The 23,227-nt window shown below is 41.1% G+C and carries 18 protein-coding genes; 11 read left to right on the top strand and 7 right to left on the bottom strand.

Annotation, left to right across the window (positions count from 1 at the left end; translation table 11 throughout):
- Positions 1-77: 77 nt before the first annotated feature.
- Positions 78-566, top strand: coding sequence for a Spy/CpxP family protein refolding chaperone (locus KK487_RS13510; RefSeq protein WP_036956691.1), 489 nt, complete (start codon positions 78-80; stop codon positions 564-566).
- A 59-nt stretch (positions 567-625) separates the two neighbouring features.
- Here the strand turns inward: KK487_RS13510 and yacG are convergent, their stop codons facing one another.
- From yacG to nadC, 7 genes are all read right to left on the bottom strand, one after another.
- The gene (gene yacG / locus KK487_RS13505) at positions 626-856 is read right to left on the bottom strand and encodes a DNA gyrase inhibitor YacG (protein WP_215521855.1); all 231 of its coding nucleotides are present in this window, start codon (positions 854-856) and stop codon (positions 626-628) included.
- A 64-nt stretch (positions 857-920) separates the two neighbouring features.
- Positions 921-2,597, bottom strand: a complete 1,677-nt coding sequence (gene pilB / locus KK487_RS13500; protein ID WP_024601729.1) for a type IV-A pilus assembly ATPase PilB — start codon at positions 2,595-2,597, stop codon at positions 921-923.
- 134 nt (positions 2,598-2,731) lie between these two features.
- The gene (coaE, locus tag KK487_RS13495) at positions 2,732-3,361 is read right to left on the bottom strand and encodes a dephospho-CoA kinase (protein WP_215521854.1); all 630 of its coding nucleotides are present in this window, start codon (positions 3,359-3,361) and stop codon (positions 2,732-2,734) included.
- A 2-nt stretch (positions 3,362-3,363) separates the two neighbouring features.
- Positions 3,364-4,275 carry a prepilin peptidase gene (locus KK487_RS13490; protein ID WP_215521853.1) on the bottom strand — a complete coding sequence of 304 codons (912 nt, stop codon included), beginning with the start codon at positions 4,273-4,275 and terminating at the stop codon, positions 3,364-3,366.
- 178 nt (positions 4,276-4,453) lie between these two features.
- Entirely contained in the window at positions 4,454-5,683 is a 1,230-nt protein-coding gene (locus KK487_RS13485; protein WP_215521852.1) for a type II secretion system F family protein, read from the bottom strand.
- An 82-nt stretch (positions 5,684-5,765) separates the two neighbouring features.
- On the bottom strand, positions 5,766-6,233 hold the full coding sequence (locus tag KK487_RS13480) for a pilin (protein WP_138623048.1): 468 nt from the start codon (positions 6,231-6,233) through the stop codon (positions 5,766-5,768).
- Between the two features lie 512 nt (positions 6,234-6,745).
- Positions 6,746-7,591 (bottom strand): carboxylating nicotinate-nucleotide diphosphorylase, encoded by an 846-nt coding sequence (gene nadC / locus KK487_RS13475; protein ID WP_215521851.1) that lies wholly within the window; start codon positions 7,589-7,591, stop codon positions 6,746-6,748.
- Positions 7,592-8,023: 432 nt separating this feature from the next.
- Between nadC and ampD the strand changes: the two genes are divergently transcribed.
- From ampD to KK487_RS13425, 10 genes are all read left to right on the top strand, one after another.
- Positions 8,024-8,569: a 1,6-anhydro-N-acetylmuramyl-L-alanine amidase AmpD gene (gene ampD, locus KK487_RS13470; RefSeq protein WP_215521850.1), complete on the top strand. Its 546-nt coding sequence runs from the start codon at positions 8,024-8,026 to the stop codon at positions 8,567-8,569.
- 288 nt (positions 8,570-8,857) lie between these two features.
- Positions 8,858-9,709, top strand: a complete 852-nt coding sequence (ampE, locus tag KK487_RS13465) for a beta-lactamase regulator AmpE (RefSeq protein WP_215521849.1) — start codon at positions 8,858-8,860, stop codon at positions 9,707-9,709.
- A gap of 882 nt (positions 9,710-10,591) precedes the next feature.
- Complete coding sequence (pdhR, locus tag KK487_RS13460; protein ID WP_008114937.1) at positions 10,592-11,341, top strand: pyruvate dehydrogenase complex transcriptional repressor PdhR; 750 nt, start codon at positions 10,592-10,594, stop codon at positions 11,339-11,341.
- A gap of 84 nt (positions 11,342-11,425) precedes the next feature.
- Positions 11,426-14,092 carry a pyruvate dehydrogenase (acetyl-transferring), homodimeric type gene (aceE, locus tag KK487_RS13455; RefSeq protein ID WP_013465930.1) on the top strand — a complete coding sequence of 889 codons (2,667 nt, stop codon included), beginning with the start codon at positions 11,426-11,428 and terminating at the stop codon, positions 14,090-14,092.
- A 10-nt stretch (positions 14,093-14,102) separates the two neighbouring features.
- Positions 14,103-16,028: a pyruvate dehydrogenase complex dihydrolipoyllysine-residue acetyltransferase gene (aceF, locus tag KK487_RS13450; RefSeq protein WP_215521848.1), complete on the top strand. Its 1,926-nt coding sequence runs from the start codon at positions 14,103-14,105 to the stop codon at positions 16,026-16,028.
- 163 nt (positions 16,029-16,191) lie between these two features.
- Complete coding sequence (lpdA, locus tag KK487_RS13445) at positions 16,192-17,619, top strand: dihydrolipoyl dehydrogenase (RefSeq protein WP_215521847.1); 1,428 nt, start codon at positions 16,192-16,194, stop codon at positions 17,617-17,619.
- A gap of 292 nt (positions 17,620-17,911) precedes the next feature.
- Positions 17,912-18,598 (top strand): tRNA-uridine aminocarboxypropyltransferase, encoded by a 687-nt coding sequence (locus KK487_RS13440; RefSeq protein WP_215521846.1) that lies wholly within the window; start codon positions 17,912-17,914, stop codon positions 18,596-18,598.
- Positions 18,599-19,510: 912 nt separating this feature from the next.
- Positions 19,511-20,515 carry a Fe(3+) ABC transporter substrate-binding protein gene (locus KK487_RS13435; RefSeq protein WP_013465926.1) on the top strand — a complete coding sequence of 335 codons (1,005 nt, stop codon included), beginning with the start codon at positions 19,511-19,513 and terminating at the stop codon, positions 20,513-20,515.
- On the top strand, positions 20,515-22,146 hold the full coding sequence (locus KK487_RS13430; RefSeq protein ID WP_028835612.1) for an ABC transporter permease: 1,632 nt from the start codon (positions 20,515-20,517) through the stop codon (positions 22,144-22,146). Before KK487_RS13435 ends, KK487_RS13430 begins: the two co-directional genes overlap by 1 nt.
- Entirely contained in the window at positions 22,147-23,199 is a 1,053-nt protein-coding gene (locus KK487_RS13425) for an ABC transporter ATP-binding protein (protein WP_215521845.1), read from the top strand.
- The last annotated feature ends 28 nt before the right edge of the window (positions 23,200-23,227 follow it).

Here is a 23,227-nt window from a genome sequence, read left to right as displayed (position 1 = left end):
GTTACTTTGCATTGAGCCGGTTATAGTGAACACACTGGCTAGCAGCCAACAACCAACTCAATATTAAGGTGATGATTATGACTAAGATAAACACGCTATCAAAATTAGTACTTATATGTGGCTTAACAGTAGCAACGCTCAGTGCGGGCAGCGCACTTGCAAAAGGTGATGGCCATAAACAAGGCCACTCTCAAGCACGCTTTTTACTCTCTGAGCGAGCAGCAGATAAACTGGCGCTTACTGAAGATCAACAAACACAACTAAAAGCGATTTTTGAAACACAAAAAACACAGCTCCAAGCGCTAAGAGGGGCTAATAAAGAAGCCCGTAAAGCAATACGTGAAGCGTACAAAGAAAAAAAAGAGGTGTTATTATCAGCATCAACATTTGATGAAAACGCAGCCAAAGAGCTACTTGGCGAGCGCCAAGTAAAAGCTGAGCAAATGGGGTTAATTAAACTTAAAACGCAACATCAAATTTGGCAGGTCTTAAATGCTGAGCAACGTGAACAGCTTGAAAAAATGCAACAACGTAAAGATAAAAAGCATCGCAAACAAAGAGCATAACCCTTTCAACTAAAGCAAAAAGCCAGCTTTTAGCTGGCTTTTGTTTTTAAGTCGTTTTATTACTTAAAAAAGTCATCTTCGTTTTTTGCCATCATTGCTTCAATATCTTCAATCATGTCTTGGCTGAACTCATCTGCAGATGTAATCGGCGCTGAAATTTTATTATTTTCAAACGACCATTCACCTAAATCAATAAGTTGGCAACGTTTTGAACAAAAAGGGCGATTCGGACTTTGTTCTGACCATTCTACTTTTGCTTTACAGGTTGGGCAGTTAACCACTGTTGACATAATTTACTCTCACATTAATATAGGCTTTGCGACTCAATTTATAATAAACAGCTAAGCTTTCTATTTAAAAACTAGTGACACGATTAATCTCAGCAAGTGAGGTCACACCCTCTGCGGCTTTACGAATACCCGATAAACGCAAATTGTTATATCCTGCTTTAAGTGAGACCTCAGCAATTTCTAATGAGTTACCGCCGCGCATTATAATTTGGGCAATTTCAGGCGTAATTTTCATTACTTCGTAAATACCAACACGGCCTTTGTAGCCATCGGTACAGTTTTCACAGCCTTTAGGTGCGTATAAAACCATGTCTTGAATTTGTTGTTCACTAAAGCCTTGGCGTATAAGCTCTTCGCGAGGTAACTGCTCTGGTGTTTTACATTTAGAGCATAATCTTCGGGCTAAACGCTGAGCTATAATTAAACTAATAGAACTGGCCACATTATACGCGGGTACACCCATATTTAACAAACGAGTAATCGTTTCTGGCGCTGAATTGGTATGCAGTGTTGACAGCACCAAGTGACCTGTTTGCGCCGCTTTAATTGATATTTCTGCAGTTTCTAAATCACGTATTTCACCCACCATCACCACATCGGGATCTTGACGTAAAAACGCCCGCAGTGCATTAGCAAAAGTCATATCTGCTTTAGTATTTATTTGTACTTGGTTAACCCCTTCGAGGTTAATTTCTACCGGATCTTCGGCGGTACTAATATTCCGCTCCGGCTGATTGAGTATATTTAAGCCCGTATACAAAGAAACCGTTTTACCTGAACCGGTTGGGCCGGTAACCAAAATCATTCCTTGCGGTTGCTCAAGTGCATCGAGATATAGTTTTTTCTGCTCGGGTTCATAGCCTAATACATCAATACCTAGCATGGCACTGGATGAATCAAGAATACGCATTACAATTTTTTCGCCCCACAAAGTTGGCATGGTACTAACACGAAAATCAATGCTTTTACGCTCAGTGATTTTTAGCTTTATACGGCCATCTTGTGGTTTACGCTTTTCTGCAATATCCAGTCGCGACATTACTTTTATTCGCGCCGATAGCTTACTGGCCAATGTATTTGGCGGGCTGGCTACTTCGTGCAAAATACCATCAATGCGAAAGCGAATACGGTATTTGTGTTCATAAGGTTCAAAATGTAAATCTGAGGCGCCTTTTTTTATTGCATCCATTAAAATTTTATTAATGTAGACAATTATTGGGGCGTCGTCTTTGTCATCGTCTTTAGGAGTGTGTTCTTTGTGCTGCTCAGAATCGAGTTCAGCGAACTCTTTAAATTCGTCTTCACTTAAATTTAAACTGCCAGTGGCATCGAGTAATTGCTCAATTTTGTTATCGAGCTGGACGTAGTCAACCACAACCACTTCGCACGATAAACCCGTGCTAAATTCAAAGTTTTCGAAGGCACCATAATCGGTAGGATCTGAGGCGGCAATATACACTTTTCTGCCTTTTTGTACCAAAGGCAAAATGTGGTGTTTGCGGATCAGTTTTTCTTTAACTAGCTCAGCTGATATTTGTGCAACATTAAAATCTTTTAAATCAAAAAAAGGCACTCTAAATAAATCAATGCATTGCTCAGCTAAATCTTTACTGTCTATTTTTCCACATTTAGAGATAAGCTCTGCAGTTGACGCAAAATCTTGCTGCCGTGTTTTTACGGTATCAGTATCAACCCGGCCGAGGGTAATAAATTTTCTTAATAACGGTGAGTTAATATTCATTGCGCACCTGATTTAATCCTTCTTTAGTCAGCAATTTATCAGAAAAAAGAAAGGAATACATTAATCGTACCAATGCAGCAGATAATTTACTGATAAAAATATCAGTTTATTGCGCTGCCATTGGGCTAATTTATTTATATTGTAGACTTAGCTTGCTGTAAATAATAATTATGCAGTTTAAGTAAGTCTTGTTTTACATCGCTTAGGTCGCGGTTATTATTTAAAATATCATCCGCTTTTTGTTGTTTATGCTCTCGAGACATTTGCGCGTCAATAATTTGCTCTGCTTGTTCAATGCTTATTTTGTCGCGCTGTGTAGTACGTGCAATTTGCACCTCTTTGGGAACATCTATTAGCAAAGTACGATTACAGTAGCCATCAAGCCCATTTTCAAATAATAACGGGGCAACTAACACCACGTAGTCGCTTTGCGCGTTTTTTAAATCAATAATAAGCTGAGTGCGTATTAATGGATGCAGCAGGGCATTGAGCCATGTTTTTTGCTCAGGATTACTAAAAATGCGCGATCGTAGTTCGCCACGGTTTAATGCGCCATGTTCATCGAGTATATCGCTGCCAAAATGCGCAATAATCGCTTTTAGGCCATCAGTGCCGGGTTCAACCACTTGGCGAGCCACAATATCTGCATCCACAATAGTAATGCCTTGTGCTGCCAACATATCGCTAACTGCGGTTTTACCACAGCCAATCCCGCCGGTTAGCCCCAAGACCCAGTTATTTATATGATGTTGTGTATTGCTCATCGTTAGTAGCCAATAAAGTTAAAATAGCTGTTTTGCAGTTGTGTGCCCCATAGCATAGTGATCCAACCAGCTATTGCTAAGTAAGGGCCAAAAGGAATGGGCGTTGCTTTGTCTTTACCTTGAATACTCAGAAGGGCAATACCAATTACTGCGCCAACTACGCTTGAGAGTAAAATAATGGTCAATAACGATTGCCAACCCAGCAGTGCGCCAAATACAGCCAGTAATTTAAAGTCGCCATAGCCCATGCCTTCTTTGCCGGTTATTAACTTAAACAGCCAAAACACGCTCCACAAGCTTAAATAACCACATGCTGCACCAATAATGGCATCGCTAGGGGCTATGGTATAACCCACAACTGAGGCGATTAACGCCAGCCATAAAAGCGGCAAAGTAAGCTGATCCGGCAGTAGCATGTGGTCAATATCAATAAAAGTCAGTGCTACCAATGCCCAAGTCACTACAATGTACAATAAAGCCTGCTCAGTTGCGCCAAAAGTGTAAGCAACAACTAGGCTTAAAATAGCGGTAATGGCTTCAACGGTTGGGTAACGTACTGATATTGGGTTATCACAGGTTGCGCATTTACCTTTTAAAAATAACCAACTAAATATAGGAATGTTTTGCCATGGTTTAATGGCTGCTTTGCACTTAGGACAAGATGAGTTGGGCTTAACTAAATTAAACGTGTCAGTATTTTGTGAAGTGGTCTGTTCAGTCTTTGGGCTGGTTAGTTCATCGGCTAATAATAAGCGGCATTCAGTTTGCCATTCTTTTTGCATCATTACTGGCAAGCGATATATCACCACATTTAAAAAGCTACCAATACATAAACTCACTAGGCCAACTGTGGTCAAATAAAACCATAAGTTAGCCTGCATCGCGTTGCTGATATCAATAAAAAGACTTTGCATTTATTTTACCTAAAACTAAATTCTGTGTTGATAATACAGTGGTTTTATATAAGTGCAAAGTTAGGGTTTAGGATGTTAGGTTCGAGGTGTTAGGTTTGAGGTTCGGGCAACGGGCGACGAGTTGCGGGCAACGGGCTTCGGGTAACGGGCCTAGAAACTCGAAGCTCGAAGCTCGAAGCTAAATAACTGAACCTAGTTGGAATATAGGTAAGTACATGGCAATAATTAAGCCACCGACTAATACACCGAGTACTGCCATTATTAACGGCTCAAGTAAGCTCGATAGGCCATCTACCGCGTCATCTACTTCTTGCTCATAAATTGTGGCAACTTTAGCCAGCATGCCATCAAGCGATCCTGACTCTTCACCAATGGCGACCATTTGCACTACCATATCGGGGAATATTTTTGAATTACGCATCGCCCAATTCATTTGATTACCTGAGCTTACCTCGGCTTTTATTTCTAAAATAGCATAACGGTAAACCGCGTTTCCTGAGGCACCGGCTGCAGAATCCAAAGCATCCACCAATGGTACACCGGCAGCAAAGGTGGTCGATAAAGTACGTGCATAACGCGCTACGGCTGCTTTATTTAAAATCATACCAACAACAGGGAGTTTAAGTATGGCGCGGTCAGTGGCATCACGCAGTTTTAAACTTCTTAAATGTGCTTCTTTAAATATATAACCAAATGCCACAACGCCAATTAGGGCTATCCACCAGTTGGCTTGCATAAATTCAGAAATGGCGATGACGAATAACGTAAAAGCGGGCAGTTCGGCACCAAAGCCAGCAAAAATATCTTGAAATTGCGGTACTACAAATATCAGCAAGATAGAGGTAACAATGAATGCGACAACTAAAACTGCCGCTGGATAAAACATGGCTTTTTTAATTTTTGATTTCAGCGCTTCTGATTTTTCTTTATAAAGGGCGACGCGGTCAAATATTTTATCCAAAGAGCCTGACTGCTCACCTGAGGCCACTAAATCGCAATATAAATCATCAAAATAACGAGGATGCTTTCTAAGTGCCATTGATAATGGTTGCCCCGCTTTAACCTCATCACCAATGGTTTCCATGAGTTTGCTCACGCTTTTATTAGTGGAGCCAGAGCCTATCATCTCAATTGATTGTATCAGCGGCACACCTGCCATCAGCATAGTGGCTATCTGCCTTGTCACTAAAGCAATATCCTTTGGGGTGATTTTTTGTATTCTTTGAATACCAAACAAAGGCTTGGCTCTTCGTTTGACTTTTGAGGGAGTAATGCCTTGCTTACGAAGCTGTGCCTTAACTAAGGCAATGCTGGAGCCTGTCAGCTCACCTTCGAGTTTTTTTCCTCGAGCGCTTACACCTGTCCATTGGAAGATGTCGAAACTTTTATCTTCTTGTTTTTTTACCATTAACTCACGCCCTTGAGCACATTAAAAAGGTAGCAAAAAGCTACCTCATTAATTTTAAATGTAAAAGCTTATTTTTAATGAATTATGGAGTTACTGCAGCTCTACAGTTTTGCGGAACGTATTTGTTCAGAGCCGCACTACTTACAGAACATGTCCATGATACACTACCATCTGTCTGAACTGGTGTGAATGCTATCGATCCAGCATCCAAGTCTGTTACACCAGTACCTTGAATCGCTGCAGTAACTAAACCGTTTGCACCAACTGTAACAGACTCCACGTAGGTAGATTTTATATTAGTAGCTGTTGAATCTAAGCCAACCGCAGCGTTAGAGCTACAGGTACTGATATCTCCAGTAGTGATTGCGCACTCACTAACCGCGGTCTTTGCTGAACCCGCAAAAGTAATAACCTCACTCATTTTCGCTCGCGTTGTATAATCCTGATAAGCAGGCAGTGCTACTGCTGCTAAAATACCGATGATTGCTACTACAATCATTAATTCAATTAGGGTGAAACCCTTTTGGTTCTGTTGTGTCATTGTTTGCATGTTTCCTCTCCTAAAGGATAATGTTGTGGTAAGCCAAACGGGTATAAGTTTTAAAACTATAACTTATGTGTTTACTTAACCTGTTACTACAAAAATAAAATCATTTTGCCAAATTTAGTGCTGCGCTTGAGTGGTAAAATATTTGCCGCAAATACAGCACGCTATATGGCGATTACGTACTAACTTGACCCTTATTTGAGTATAAGCCTAACTATTAAAAGTTAGTTATAACCCGTGTAAGTTACAAGTTAATTATAAAAATAAACCCTGTCGCTTATTTTTACTCTGTCCCTTATAAAGGCTTTTTCACTCTTTTTAACTAATTAAAGATTTAAAACTAGTCAATATGGATGAGTCTAACACTGTTTATTGCGCTTTTGTATGTAAAAACTTTATAAAAAACGCATTAATTTAATAACTTGTTACAAATAATCCTTTTGAATTATTTAATGCCCTTTTTTAAAAGCTGTCAATCAATTAGCGCAAGAAACTATAAATAAATTTTACATTGTTTACTCAAATCGCATCGATAAATCGATTGATTGTAAATTTTTTGTAAGCGCACCACTTGAGATAAAGTCCACACCAGCTTGCGAGTAGGCTTTTAGTGTTTCTAGGGTCATATTGCCTGATACTTCTAATTTAGCGCGCTTATTTGTAATGTTAACTGCTTGTCGTATTTGCTCTGGGTTAAAATTATCTAACATTATAATGTCGGCGCCAGCGTTAATGGCTTGCTCTAGCTCATCAAACGATTCAACCTCAACCTCTATAGGTTTATCGGCATGATTTAGCTTAGCTTGAGCTACTGCGTTATTAATTCCTCCACAAGCAGCTATGTGGTTTTCTTTAATTAAAAACGCATCAAACAATCCAATTCGGTGGTTTGCACCGCCACCACACTTAACTGCATATTTTTGCAATGCTCTTAACCCTGGAATGGTTTTACGAGTATCGAGTAGTTGCGTGCTAGTACCACTTAGCTCTTTTACATAACGCGCTGTGGTGGTAGCTGTGCCAGAAAGCGTTTGTACAAAATTAAGTGCGGTGCGCTCGGCCGTTAAAATAGCGCGAGCAGAACCGGATGCGGTAAATAGGGTGCTATTGGCACTAACAAAGTCGCCATCGTTAACGCATATGTTTACAACCACACTTGGGTCGACTTGTTTGAACACTTCTATGATTAGATCTTTACCACAAAAAATGCAGTCTTCACGAGTGATCACTTTCGCATTAGCTTGCTCTGCTTGAGGAATAAGCTGTGCGGTAATATCGCCTTGTTCTGCGCTTTGGTTATTTAGGTCTTCATCCAGTGCTAAGGTAACAAGTTGGCTAATTAGGGTATGCGAAATAGACATGAAAAAGCTCATAGTAGATAATAAATTAACTAAATTTTACTCTGTTTAATTACTAATTAGAAGCAGCTAACAACTAAACTAAAAAGCCAGCGCTTAAATAACGCGTTAATCATATTTTATCGTTTAGTATTACGCTATCTTTATGGGATTAAATCTATTAGCATCTTGATATACATCAATTTTGGTTGATTAACCTGAGCTCTAGATAATAAATCTATCTCAAGCTGCTATTTTGAGCAAATACTGTGTTGAATATATTTACAATAGTGTTTTAAATTTTTCGGCAACGGGCAACGGGCAACGGGCAACGGGCAACGGGCAACGGGCAACGGGCAACGGGCAACGGGCAACGGGCAACGGACTTGACACCAATCCCTACCATTTTACTCAAAGAGCATTTGACATCGGGCATATAAATTTAAATCAAATAGTATGAAAATAGATTCTTTAGGCGTTATAAATAATATTACCCAGCGTGCGTGTAGCCACTTTGATGAGCGACCTGCTCACTGCGATATTTCGCTGTTGGTTATTCATAATATTTCATTACCCGCTGGGCAATTTAACACTTCTTACGTTGATGACTTATTTATGGGGTGTATTGATTGTAATGCGCACCCTAGCTTTAGTGACCTAGAAGGGCTTAGAGTATCAGCGCATTGTTTTATTAAGCGCTGCGGCGAGATTATACAGTACGTGCCTTTTGAAAAACGTGCATGGCATGCGGGGCGTTCCTGCTTTGCTGGACAACAAAATTGTAATGATTTTAGTATAGGTATAGAGCTTGAGGGCACAGATACAACTAATTATACCGATGGTCAATATCAAAGTTTAGCTGTATTGGCGCAAGCTATTATGCAGCATTACCCAAAAATAACAGCCAGTAATATAGTAGGGCACTGCGATATTGCCCCTGGGCGAAAAACCGACCCTGGGGCGAGTTTTAACTGGCGTAAATTTTTTAACCTAATTAAATAACTAGGGTCTGTTGACCTTTCAAGGTTGAATTTGCAGCAGTCTGTTTGGTATTTAGGCAAGGCAGCGCCTATGTGGTGTGGTTATTCCCCATAAATAGGCGATAACGTAGCATCAATGCCAAACAGGCGCTGCCCTTCGGGTTCTGCCTAGGGACGATTTACTCTTTAGTTGCTCGGTTTTGACTTAGCCCACTAGGTTACAAACCTCGCGCCGCGATTAAATCGCCCCTAGTTTGAACAAATTATAATCCGCAAAGGTCAACAGACCCTAAATTAAGCGAGTAACAACATGATTTTGGTTTCAATAATAATAGCACTGATACTTGAGCGTTTAGGTGCTCGCTCTGCGCATTGGCAAATGAGTTATTACGCTAATGGCTACTTAACTCGCTCTGTTAATTTATTGACCAATAAAGGTTTATTTGGCACAGCAACAGGTTTTTTAATTTGGCTATTACTGCCTGTGATTGCTGTTGGGTGTGTGTATTTTTTATCTGACTTTGCACTTTGGCAGCTTGTTTTTAATGTGGCGGTGTTACTCGTTTGTTTTGGTTGTGCTAAGCAACGCGCTTTATATAAATCGTATTTAAATGCACTGACCCGAGGGGATCAAACCGCTGCGTCTTTGTATGCTTTGCAATTAGGGCAAAAACGCACCCAAGAGGAACAAGGCGGCGAAACCTTAGGGCAAACGCTGGCTTGGGTTAACTTTCGATTTTATTGTGCGGTTATATTTTGGTTTGTGATATTGGGCGTTGCTGGAGCTGTTTTTTATGCACTAGTGCGCACCTTTGCCGACTTAGTGAGTGACAACCGTGATGAAGTCATTGCTAAGCATTTTAAACTCCTCCACCGTTTATTGTTTTGGCTTGATTGGCTCCCTGCGCGTATTACCAGTTTTGGCTATTTAGTGATTGGTAACTTTAATAAAGGGACTAGCTGTTGGTTACATTACGTGTTTGACTTTTCAAGTCCTAATCGCAAGGTGGTTACTTATACGGCGCTAGCGGCTGAACAAGTTGAAGAGCGCTACTATGGTTGCACCTTTGAAGCCACCTGTATGATCAAACTGGTTAAGCGAAATGTACTTTTTTACTTAGTGTTAATTGCCTTGATGACTTTATTTGGTGGTTTAAGTTAAAGAGCAGGGATTAGGCTTTAGATTCTAGGCACTAGGGTTTACTTTTGCTTCTCATTTACTCTCATTGTCTTCTCTTTGTGTAATAGTTTTTAAGTAATTTATTTACCACAGAGAATGCAGAGTACACAGAGTAAGTGACAATGAATGGTTTTTCCCTCTGTGGAACGCGAAGCGTCTCTGTGCCCTCTGCGGTTCAAAAAATAAATATATTTGGTGCCTGGTTTTAGGTTCTAGGCAGAGATTAAACTAAGCATAGTGTTGGGTTAATCGTAGGCGGGGCTTTATGCTGCGCACTTTACGCTTTTTCTTGCGGGCTAAGAGCTGCGGGCTTAAACCTTTAACCTAGAGTCTAAACATGCGCGAGGTAAACTCTCGCCTGCAATGTAAAAACATGTTTGCAAAAGTCTCCACGTTTTATCCTATTGCCGAACCCCGAACCCCGAACCCCGAACCCCGAACCCCGAACCCCGAACCCCGAACCCCGAACCCCGAACCCCGAACCCCGAACCCCGAACCCCGAACCCCGAACCCCGAACCCCGAACCCCGAACCCCGAACCCCGAAAACCGAACCCCGAACCCCGAAAACCGAACCCCGAAAACCGAAAACCGAACCCCGAAAACCCAAATTAGCTGGTCTGACCATTTGTTTTTCATCTTATTAACCTTTCTTTATCCTCTGCATTCTGTGTATTATTTGAACTTTGTTTAAATTACGTTACGCTGGCCTTAGGGCTTTAAAACTGCTGTAAATTGACAGTAATTACGGTTTTTGATAACGTATGGCAAAATTTGGTATGACCAATTTACCTTTTGGTCAGGTCATTCAGTTAAAAGCCTTATTTAATGGGCTGCTAGCACTTATACAACGCGGACGTTGATTGATGTCTTTAAAAATTAAAGCGGCAAAATTATCTGATGTTATTTTACAACAACTTGAGAACATGATTCTTGAGGGGTCGTTAGCACCAGGAGAAAAGTTACCACCGGAGCGTGAACTCGCTAAGCAATTTGAAGTGTCGCGTCCGTCGTTGCGTGAAGCCATTCAAAAGCTTGAGGCAAAAGGGCTCGTAACCCGTCGTCAAGGTGGTGGAACGTATGTAAAAAATCAATTGGAGGAGGGGCTGACTGATCCGTTGTTTGATTTGATCAGTAAACACCCCGAATCGCAATTTGATTTATTAGAATTTCGTCATGCGCTAGAGGGAATTGCGGCTTATTACGCAGCACTTCGCGGAACAAGTAACGATTTTGCAAAAGTAAAACAGAGCTTTGATCAGATTGCATTAGCTAAAGATGAATTAAAGCAAAAAGCCAAAGCGATTAATGACTTTCATTTTTGCATCGCTGAGGCGTCTCATAACGTAGTGTTACTGCATTTAGTAAGAGGGATGCAAAGCTTACTTGAGCAGAATGTTTTACAAAATTTAACGGTGTTACTTAAAAAGTCAGATATAAGCAGCCAATTAGCTGAGCATAGACGCTTATTAATGGATGCAGTGATTGACGGTAATCCTGAACAAGCTCGCTTAGCGAGTAATGCGCATTTAGCCTATATTGAAGAAGCATTGCTTGAAGCGGGTAAAGAGCATTCGCGAATTGAACGTAGTTTAAGACGCACCAAACAAAATTAAGCAAGTACATTCACTGTTAACTTGATTTAACAGCGAAGTATTCAATACATAAAATTAGTATTTTAAACATAAGGAAACCTCCATATGTCTGAAGTCAATAAAATTGACGTAGACGCGCTAGAAACACAAGAGTGGTTACAAGCTCTTGAATCAGTTGTGCGCGAAGAAGGTGTTGAACGAGCTCAGTTTTTACTTGAGCAAGTGTTAGAGCAAGCCCGTTTAGACGGTGTTGATATGCCAACAGGCATTAACACAAACTACGTTAATACGATCCCGGTTGATCAAGAACCTGCCTACCCTGGTGATGTAAATCTTGAGCGCCGTATTCGTTCAATTATTCGTTGGAACGCGATTATGATTGTATTGCGTGCATCGAAAAAAGATCTCGACTTAGGCGGCCATATGGCGTCTTACCAATCGTCTGCTGCATTTTATGAAGTATGTTTTAACCATTTCTTTAAAGCGCCAAATGATGTTGATGGTGGTGATTTAGTTTATTACCAAGGTCATATTTCTCCGGGTATTTATGCGCGCGCATTTGTTGAAGGGCGTTTAAGCGCTGAGCAGCTTGATAATTTCCGTCAGGAAGTAGATGGTAAAGGCTTACCTTCTTACCCTCACCCTAAATTAATGCCGGAGTTTTGGCAGTTCCCAACGGTATCTATGGGTTTAGGTCCAATTTCTTCAATTTACCAAGCACGATTCTTAAAATACTTAGATGGTCGTGGCTTAAAAGACACTAAAAACCAACGTGTATATGCGTTTTTAGGTGACGGTGAAATGGATGAGCCAGAATCACGTGGTGCTATCTCTTTCGCTGCACGTGAAAAGCTAGACAACTTATGTTACTTAGTTAACTGTAACCTACAGCGCTTAGATGGCCCTGTAATGGGTAACGGTAAAATCATTCAAGAGCTAGAAGGGCTATTTAAAGGCGCTGGCTGGAATGTTATTAAACTTGTTTGGGGCAGCGGTTGGGATATTCTCCTTGCTAAAGACACCACAGGTAAATTACTGCAACTAATGAACGAAACTGTTGATGGCGATTACCAAACATATAAAGCAAAAGATGGTGCGTACGTACGTGAGCACTTCTTTGGTCGTTACCCTGAAACTGCAGCATTAGTTGCTGATATGACGGATGACGAAATTTTTGCGCTTAAGCGTGGTGGTCACGAATCTTCAAAACTTTATGCCGCATTTAAAAAGGCAGAAGAGACGAAAGGTCGTCCAACAGTGATCCTAGCTAAAACTGTAAAAGGTTACGGCATGGGTGAAGCAGCTGAAGGTAAAAACATTGCGCACCAAGTTAAGAAAATGGATATGTCGCATGTGGCTCACTTACGCTCACGCTTGGGCTTAGATGATTTAGTATCAGAAGAGCAATTAAAAGAGCTACCTTACTTAGAGCTTGAAAAAGATTCACCTGAGTACAAGTATCTACATGCTCGTCGTGATGCATTACAAGGTTACACACCAACACGTATTGCTAAGTTCTCTGAAAAGTTACAGTTGCCAGAAGTTGACGCATTCAAGCCATTACTTGAAGAACAAAAGCGTGATATTTCAACGACTATGGGCTTTGTTCGTGCTCTTAATATTTTATTAAAAGATAAAGGCATTGGTAAAAACATCGTGCCTATTATTGCCGATGAAGCACGTACCTTTGGTATGGAAGGTTTATTCCGTCAAATCGGTATTTACAACCCACACGGCCAAAACTACACGCCTCAAGACCGTGACATCGTTTCTTACTACAAAGAAGCAACGTCAGGACAAGTACTACAAGAAGGTATTAATGAGCTAGGTGCAATGTCGTCATGGGTTGCTGCTGCAACATCTTACAGCACCAACGACTTACCGATGATTCCATTCTACATTTACTACTCTATGTTTGGTTTCCAACGTGTTGGTGACATGGCGTGGATGGCAGGGGATCAACAAGCACGTGGCTTCTTATTAGGTGCTACGGCGGGTCGTACAACGCTAAATGGCGAAGGCTTACAGCACGAAGATGGCCACAGCCACATTCTTGCAAACACGGTACCTAACTGTATTTCTTACGATCCTACTTATGCATTTGAAGTAGCGGTTATTGTGCAAGACGGTATTCGTCGTATGTACGGTGAAGATCAAGAAAACATTTACTACTACCTAACGTTAATGAACGAGAACTACCATCAGCCAGCAATGCCAGAAGGCGCTGAGGAAGGTATTCGTAAAGGTATCTATAAGCTAGAAAGCTACGAAGGTAAAAAAGCCAACGTACAGCTATTAAGCTCAGGTACTATCATGACTGAAGTGCGTAAAGCGGCGGCAATTTTAAGCGAAGATTATGGTATTGCATCTGATGTTTACTCTGTAACTTCATTTAATGAACTTACGCGTGATGGACAAGATGTTGAGCGTTTCAACATGCTTAATCCAGAAAGCGAGCAAAAAACAGCTTACATTACAAGCGTATTAAACGATTCAGTCACTGTTGCTGCAACGGATTACATGAAAAACTACGCAGAGCAAGCACGTTCATTTATCCCAAGCAGTAACTACAAAGTATTGGGTACAGATGGTTACGGTCGTTCAGACAGCCGTGAAAACCTACGTCGTCACTTTGAAGTTAACGCAAGCTACGTGGTAGTTGCGACATTATCTGAACTTGCTAAACGTGGTGAAGTTGAAAAGTCAGTGGTTGTTGAAGCAATTAAAAAGTTCAACATCGACACTAACAAACTTAATCCACTGTACGCATAAGAGGTTTGCAATGAGTATTGAAATTAAAGTACCTGATATCGGTGGCGATGAAGTAGAAGTAACCGAAATACTAGTGAGCGTTGGCGATAAAGTTGAAGTTGACCAATCACTATTAAGTGTTGAAGGCGATAAAGCTGCGATGGAAGTACCTGCTGAACAAGCGGGTACGGTAAAAGAAATTAAAGTAAATGTGGGCGATACAGTAACCACAGGCAGTTTAGTGTTCATCTTTGAAGGTGAAGCGCAAAACCCTGCTGCTGACTCTAAAGAAGCTGAAAAAACCGAGGAAGCAGCACCGGCTGCGTCATCGGGCTCGTCAACCAAAGAAGTGACTGTGCCAGATATTGGCGATGATGAAGTTGAAGTGACTGAAGTGATGGTTGCGGTTGGCGATAGCGTAGAAGAAGAGCAATCTATCTTAAACGTTGAAGGCGATAAAGCCGCCATGGAAGTACCTGCACCCTTTGCTGGCACTGTAAAAGAAATTAAAGTAAATACTGGTGACAAAGTGAAAACGGGCTCATTAGTGTTTGTTTTTGAAGTCGCTGGTGGTGATAACGACACTGCACCTGCAATTGATTCAAAAACGCAAGAGAAGCCTACTGAAAAAGCTGCTTCATCTAAAGCGTCAGAATCAAGCACTAAAGAAGTTAGCGTACCGGATATTGGTGATGACGAAGTTGAAGTAACAGAAGTCATGGTTGCGGTTGGCGATAGCGTAGAAGAAGAGCAATCTATCTTAAACGTTGAGGGCGATAAAGCTGCTATGGAAGTACCGGCGCCGTTTGCTGGTACTGTAAAAGAAATTAAAGTAGCGACTGGCGATAAAGTTAAAACGGGTTCCCTGATTTTTGTATTTGAAATGGCGGGTAGCGCACCAAGTGACGCGCGTGCAAAACAAGACGAGCCAAAGGCTGAATCTAAGCCAGCGGCTCAAGCAGAGTCAAAACCAACTGCTGCGCCTGAAAAAGCAAGTGCTGAGAGCTTTGAAAACAACAGCGCTTATGCTCATGCATCGCCAGTGGTTCGTCGTTTAGCACGTGAGTTTGGTATTAACCTTGCGAACGTAAAAGGCACAGGTCGTAAAAACCGTGTTGTTAAAGAAGACGTGCAAAACTATGTTAAGCAACTGGTTAAGCAAGTTGAATCTGGTCAAGTACCTGCAGCTAAAGGCAATGCCGGTGGCGGTGAGCTTGGATTAATTCCGTGGCCAAAAGTTGATTTTGCTAAGTTTGGTGAAATTGAAGAGAAAAAACTCTCTCGTATTCAAAAGCTATCAGGTAAAAACTTACACCGTAACTGGGTACAAATTCCACATGTTACCCAGTTTGATGAAGCGGATATCACTAGCCTTGAGCAGTTCCGTAAAGAGCAAAACGCGCTTAACGAGAAGAAAAAGCTGGGTGTTAAAATTACGCCACTCGTGTTTGTAATGAAAGCAGCAGCTAAAGCATTAGCTGAGTTCCCAACATTTAACTCATCACTTTCTGAGGATGGCGAAAGCTTAATCCTTAAAAAGTACATCAATATTGGTGTAGCGGTTGATACGCCTAATGGCTTGGTTGTGCCAGTATTTAAAGATGTTGATAAAAAAGGCATTATTGAACTCTCTCGTGAACTAATGGAAGTATCTGTTAAAGCACGTGATGGCAAGTTAAGTTCATCAGATATGCAAGGTGGTTGTTTTACTATTTCAAGCCTAGGTGGTATTGGTGGTACGGCATTTACGCCGATTGTGAATGCACCTGAGGTGGCAATTTTAGGTGTGTCTAAATCTGAAATGAAGCCTAAGTGGAATGGTAAAGAGTTTGAGCCTAAGCTAATGGTTCCACTTTCAATGTCTTACGACCATAGAGTGATTGACGGTGCACTTGCTGCACGCTTTACTGTTACTCTTGCAAGTTACATGAGTGATATACGCCAGTTAGTGATGTGATCACTACAGAGTGAGTAAAATCAAATCCCAGCCAGTTGTTTTTAGCTGGGATTTTTATCATTTGCAATGATACAATATTTGCACAAATGTCCTTTTCTGCCTTGCAGAAACATGGCAGTTAAATTTTGGGGCTGTGTCCCGTTCAAACAATAAAGGTAATAGCATGAGCAACGAATTAAAAACTCAAGTTGTTGTACTAGGCGGTGGTCCTGGTGGTTACTCTGCGGCTTTTCGCGCTGCTGACTTGGGCTTAGAAGTTACATTAGTAGAATCTCGCGAGACATTAGGCGGTGTATGTCTTAATGTTGGTTGTATTCCTTCTAAAGCACTTTTACACGTAGCTAAAGTGATTGATGATGCTGCAGAAATGTCATCTCACGGCGTTACTTTTGGCGCACCAAAAATTGACTTAGATGAAGTTCGTTCTTGGAAAGAGTCTGTTGTTGGCCAGCTTACAGGTGGCTTAGACGGCATGGCTAAAATGCGTAAAGTAAAAGTTGTATCTGGTTACGGTAAATTTACTGGTAGCAATACTTTAGACGTTGAAGGCGCTGACGGTAAAACAACCATTACCTTTGATAACGCAATTATTGCTGCGGGTTCTAAACCTGTAAACTTACCTTTCATCCCAGAAGATGATCGCGTTATTGATTCAACGGGTGCGCTAGAGCTTAAAGATGTTCCTGAAAAACTACTTGTTTTAGGTGGTGGTATTATCGGTCTAGAAATGGGTACGGTTTACCGTGCACTAGGTTCTGCAATTGATGTTGTAGAATTTGCAGACCAACTTGTTCCTGCTGCTGATAAAGACATCATTAAAATTTACCAAAAGCATGTTAAAGACAAGTTTAACGTGATGCTTTCAACTAAAGTAACTGGCGTTGAAGCAAAAGACGACGGTTTATATGTTACTTTTGAAGGCAAAAATGCACCAGCAGAGCCAGTACGTTACGACAAAGTACTTGTTGCTGTAGGTCGTATACCAAATGGTAACATGTTAGACGCTGATAAAGCGGGTGTGAATGTTGATGAGCGTGGTTTTATTAACGTTGATAAGCAATTACGTACTAACGTAGAACATATTTTTGCAATTGGTGACTTAGTGGGGCAGCCTATGCTTGCGCATAAAGCGGTTCATGAAGGTCATGTTGCTGCTGAAGTTATCTCTGGTCAAAAACATTACTTTGATCCTAAGTGTATTCCTTCAATTGCTTACACTGACCCTGAAATTGCATGGGCGGGTGTAACTGAAAAAGAAGCCAAAGAGCAAGGTTTAAGCATTGAAACAGCAGTATTCCCTTGGGCTGCATCGGGTCGTGCAATTGCCTCTTCACGTACTGAAGGTTCTACTAAGCTTATTTTTGATAAAGAGAGCGGCCGTATTATCGGTGGTGCTATGATTGGTATTAACGCAGGCGAAATGCTGGGCGAAATCGGTCTAGGTATTGAAATGGGTGCAGATGGTGAAGACCTAGCGCTAACAATTCATGCTCACCCAACATTGAACGAATCAATCGGCCTTGCAGCTGAAATTTTTGAAGGTTCAATCACTGATTTACCAAACAAAAAAGCAGTTAAAAAGAAGAAGTAATTTAACTTTTTAATTTAGTTTTTAAAAACCCAGCTTTTGCTGGGTTTTTGTTTTTATAGCCGCCAATTCAAAAATAGATAAAACAAAACTAGCTTTTGTTGGTATCGTTTTTTATTTTGAGCTGATAGCTGATAGCTGATAGCTGATAGCTGATAGCTGATAGCTGATAGCTGATAGCTGATAGCTGATAGCTGATAGCTGATAGCTGATAGCTGATAGCTGATAGCTGATATCTATTCCCTTTTATTTTAGCTACAATGCGCAGCCATCAATTTATAGGTAATAAACCACAGTGACTCAAGATTTCAAAAATTCAGTTTTAGCGTTACGTGCCCAGCAAATAAGTGAATCTCGACGCGAGTTTAATGCCCGGGGCGGTAAGATGGACCGCTGTGAGCAATGCTTAATTGCCAAGCATTACTGTATTTGTGAGGGCGCTGAGTACGCAAGTTGCGACGCTGCGGTTTGTTTACTGATGTATCATAATGAAAGTTTTAAACCGTCTAATACAGGGCGTTTAATTGCTGAAATAGTCCCTGACAATTATGCGTTTCGCTGGGATAGAACCTCCCCAGATCCTGCTTTATTAGCATTATTGAATAATGATAAATATCAGCCTTTTGTGATTTTTCCTGCAGAAGATGTTGAAACAGATAGAGTAGTAACGCAAGTAGAGCCTGTTGCAGGTAAAACGCCTTTATTTATATTTTTAGATGGTACATGGCGTGAAGCCAAAAAAATGATCCGCAAAAGTCCTTATCTAGATAATTTGCCCGTGCTTTCTATTACCGCACAAAAGCTCTCAGATTACCGATTACGTGTAGCACCCCATGCTCACCAGTTAGGTACGGCAGAAGTGGCTATTATGGTATTGGCATTAGCGAATGAGGTTGATGCGAGTACTAAATTAGAACAGCATTTTATCAAATTTCGCGACGCCTATTTACTCGGTAAGCGTAACAAAGGCAGGCCGGAATAAACTGCAAGATGTTGATACGAAAAGGCTGGATTTAATGTTTGTTCATAGTTTGAATGTATATAATCTTGGCTGACCGCTGACCGCTGACCGCTGACCGCTGACCGCTGACCGCTGACCGCTGACCGCTGACCGCTGACCGCTGACCGCTGATTTTCAGGCAAAAGAAAAGCGCGAACCATCTCTAGTCGCGCTTGCGGAATCTTCTAACTTTGTTGCATCCTGCAATTGAACCTAATCAACTCCAATTTTTACGATCCGTGTTATTACAATATTACTTTCTAGTTCTATGTAATATAGGCTATCCGGGCCTGTCTCCATAAATCCCTAAAACATCCTGTAAGGTAAAATCTATTACCTATCCTTATTGCACATCCGAGTGCATTCCTTTTGCTACCATTCCGTTGTGTTGCCCTAAGGCCTGTCCGTTTTATTCCCTATCCTTTAGCAACAACTTTTCCGTGTTGTTATCCATTACGCATCATCCTGATGCTATCCCTTATGCAACATTCCATTGCGATACTCATCCTGAGCCTGTCCTTAAATCCCTGTTATCCTAAAAACCAAACCTTGGTATTCGAGTAGTTAGTCCGTTTCCATTTACTCGGTAAGCGTCGTTGCTTATTTATGGGTTAATTATAGAGAGTGATTTGCAGTAAATGTAGGATAAAACCGCTTATGGTTTTGGTTCTTACAAATGAAATATTTTTAAATTATATAAAATACAATAACTTGCTATGTTTTTGTGGTGTTATACAGAGTGTTTTTACTCATTAGCTGTCATAAGCGTAAGAGATGTCTTACAAGGGTTTTCTTTTTTGGGCGTATTTATCACGAAGTGATTATATAAAGTGTGCACTTTTTAGTTCATCGCGGTAAAATTAATGATAATAATTATTAGTTAGGTAAGACAATATGAAAAAAACACTCGCGCTTGTTGTTGGGTTAATTGCCTCAGCACCGGCTGTTGCAACCGATGTTGTGAATATTTACTCATTTCGACAACCTTTTTTAATTAAACCTATTTTAGACGATTTTACACAGCAAACGGGCATTAAAACCAATGTGGTGTTTGCTAAAAAAGGCTTAATAGAACGTGTAAAGCGTGAAGGTAAACACAGCAAAGCCGATTTAGTTTTAACCTCAAACTTTAGTGCTTTAATTCAATTAGAAGAGCTAAATCTTACGCAAACCATAGAAAGCGAGCTGGTTAATAATAATGTCCCGGCGGCATTTCGTGATGGCGATGGTCAGTGGGTAGCGCTCACTAAGCGCGTGCGTAATGTTTACTCTTCAAAAGAGCGTTTAGGCGCATTGCCTAACCTTACCTACGAAGCGCTTGCTGAGCCGCAATACAAAGGACAAATTTGTACTCGCTCTGGCAAACACCCATATAACTTAGGCCTTGTAGCTTCTATGATTGCTCATCATGGTGAAGCACAGACGAAAACATGGCTTGAGGGTGTAAAAGCTAATTTAGCGCGTAAACCTCAAGGTAACGATCGAGCGCAAGTTAAAGCGGTTAAAGAAGGTTTATGTAATTTAGCCTTAGGTAATAGTTATTACTTGGGAAAAATGCTGCAAGATGAAGCACAAAAACCATGGGCTGAAGCCGTTCATATTAACTTTCCAAATCAAACTGACCGAGGATCACATATAAATGTATCGGGTGCGGTTATTACTAAGTATGCTAAAAACCCTGAAAATGCCTTGAAACTCATAGAGTATATGACAGACAATAAGGCGCAAAATATGTATGCCTCGCTCAATATGGAGTATCCGGTTAAGCCAGGTGTGAAACTTTCTAGTTTGGTTGCATCATGGGGAAGCTTTAAGGAAGACAGCTTACCGCTTGATGAAATTAGCAAATATCGTCCGTTAGCCCTTAAGCTAATTGATGAGGTGAAGTTCGATCTTTAATGACTTATAAATTTCAGCTGTCAAAATGGCAGCTTATTGCATGGTCGACGGGGTTATTGCTGTCGACCCCGTTGTTTTTCCTACTATTAGAATCTTTACAAGGCGACTCAGAGGTATTTACCCACCTGTGGAATACCGTACTGTGGGACTATATAAGCAATACCGTATTACTGGTTTTAGGTGTAGGGTTACTTAGCTGCTTTATTGCGTTACCACTGGGTTGGCTCACCGCTTATTGTCGCTTTCCAGGTAAAAAACAATTTGAATGGGCACTGATGCTGCCTCTTGCCATGCCTACTTATATTATTGCTTATGTGTACACCGATTTACTCGATTATGCGGGGCCGGTACAAATAACTCTAAGAGAGTGGTTTGGTTGGCAGTCGCCAAGTGATTACTGGTTTTTTGATATACGCACCTTACCAGGGGCTATTGTTATGATTGCGCTGGTACTCTACCCGTATTTATATTTAATTTTTAAAACTGCACTGCGAGAACAATCTTTTAAGTTAGTCCAAGCCAGTCAGTTAATGGGGCTAAATGCATGGAAAAGCTTTTTTAAAGTCAGCCTTGTATTATCCCGTGGTGCCATTGTAGCGGCACTTGCTTTGATCAGCATGGAAACCATGGCTGATTTTGCCACCGTAAGCTATTTTGCTGTCAGTACATTAACCACTGCCGTATACGATACCTGGTTTGGCTATTATTCATTAACTGCAGCAGCAAAAATTTCAGGGGTGATGTTGTTATTGCTGTTCTTAGCATTGATCACCGAGCGTTTTAGCCGTCGTAACCAAGCGGTATTTGAGCGTCAATCGAGCGTGAACAGCGAGGCGCTTTATATCCTCAAAGGCAAGTCTGCGTGGCTAGCAACGGGGTTTTGTAGCTTTATTTTAATTATTTCGTTTATTATTCCGATGGTTGTATTGCTCAAATATGCAGTTATGTATTTTGATCAAGCGTGGAATAGTGAGTTTTTTAGCTATGCATGGCAAAGTTTAAAAGTGGCGGCTGTAGTCAGTGTGGTGACTATTATACTGAGTGTTTTAGTGGTGTTTTATCAGCGCATTGCTAAACAAACAAATCCATTAATACCCGGGCGCTTGGCCAGTACGGGCTATGCGTTACCCGGCACAGTATTAGCGATAGCGGTATTGTTGCCACTCACCCTATTAGAAAATACTATCAACCGCACTTTAGCTCCTTATGATTTAGATATTGGTTTATTACTTACTGGCAGCTTACTCACTATTATTTTTGCTTATATAGTGCGGTTTTACGCCGTTGCACACGGAGCTATTGAGTCGAGCTTTTCACGCATTAGTCCCTCCCTTGATATGGCAAGCCAGTCAATGGGAAAAAGCCAAGGGCGCACATTACGCTTAGTGCACTTACCTTTATTACGCCGAGGCTTATTAACCGCCGGTTTATTGGTTTTTATCGAGTGTATGAAAGAGCTACCCGCAGCTTTGTTGTTAAGGCCTTTTGATTTTGAAAGCTTAGCAACTCATGTGTTTCAGTATGTAAGCGATGAACAATTAGAGCTGGCCTCTATATCGGCTTTGTTTATTGTGGTGGTGGGGTTTATTCCGTTATATTTTATTAACCGTTCAATGGAGCAACGTAGCTAAATGAGTAGTTTGATTTTACAAGGCGTGAGCTATGCATATAACGGGACTAAGGTGATAGATAATTTAGATTTAACCTTAGGTAAAGACGAAATAGTGTGTTTACTCGGTGCCAGTGGCTGCGGTAAAACGACCACATTAAAAGCGATTGCAGGTTTAATTGAGGCCAAACAAGGGCAGGTATTTATTGATGGTAAGCTAGTCAGTGATGCTAATACGTTTGTTTCACCAGAGCATCGTAATATTGGCATGATGTTTCAAGACTATGCGTTATTTCCGCATTTAACGGTGGCTAATAATATTGCGTTTGGGCTAAGCGGCATGAGCAAAGCAGATAAACACGCACGCGTTAGTGAAATGCTAAAGCTGGTGCATTTGGTGGGCTGCGCCGATAGGTACCCTCATCAACTCTCTGGTGGGCAACAACAACGAGTAGCGATTGCACGCGCATTAGCTTATAAACCTAGCTTACTGTTACTTGACGAGCCATTTTCTAATATTGATACCCAAGTACGATTTGAGTTAATTGCCGACATTAGGCGCATTATTAAGGCGCAGCAAGTATCGGCTGTGTTTGTTACTCACTCAAAAGAAGAGGCGTTTGCTTTTTCAGATACGCTTGCGGTTATGCACCAAGGTAAAATTGCGCAGCAAGGTACGCCAGAACAGCTTTTTGCTAAACCACGTTCAAAGGAGGTTGCAGAGTTTCTGGGTCAGGGCATATACTTAAGCGCAACCGTATTAACCGCCACTGAATATCAAACGCAGTTTGGGGTGGTTGAATCAATACAGCCACAGCAGCATGGCGTGGCCGATAAGGGCGTTATTTATGTGCGTCCGCATCAACTTGAACTTGTTAGTAATAACGATACGCAACAGCAATCTGAGCGGGTTAGTATATTAAGTAGTCGCTTTATTGGCTCCGCTTATGTATACACTGTGGTTATTGATGAGCAAGAAATAGAAGTTGCAGCCCAGTATGGCCAGTCATTTGAAATTAATGAACAGGTTATAATAAAAATAAAACCGCACACGGTGAATTTTTTTGAATCGTAATTAATCGCTGTGTTTTGCTCTAAAAAGT

Origin of the sequence: Pseudoalteromonas sp. SiA1, from assembly GCF_018732205.1 — a bacterium.
GTDB classification, from domain to species: domain Bacteria; phylum Pseudomonadota; class Gammaproteobacteria; order Enterobacterales; family Alteromonadaceae; genus Pseudoalteromonas; species Pseudoalteromonas tetraodonis.
Note: the sequence above shows the minus strand (reverse complement) of the source record. Positions and strands in the feature narration are given on the sequence as shown.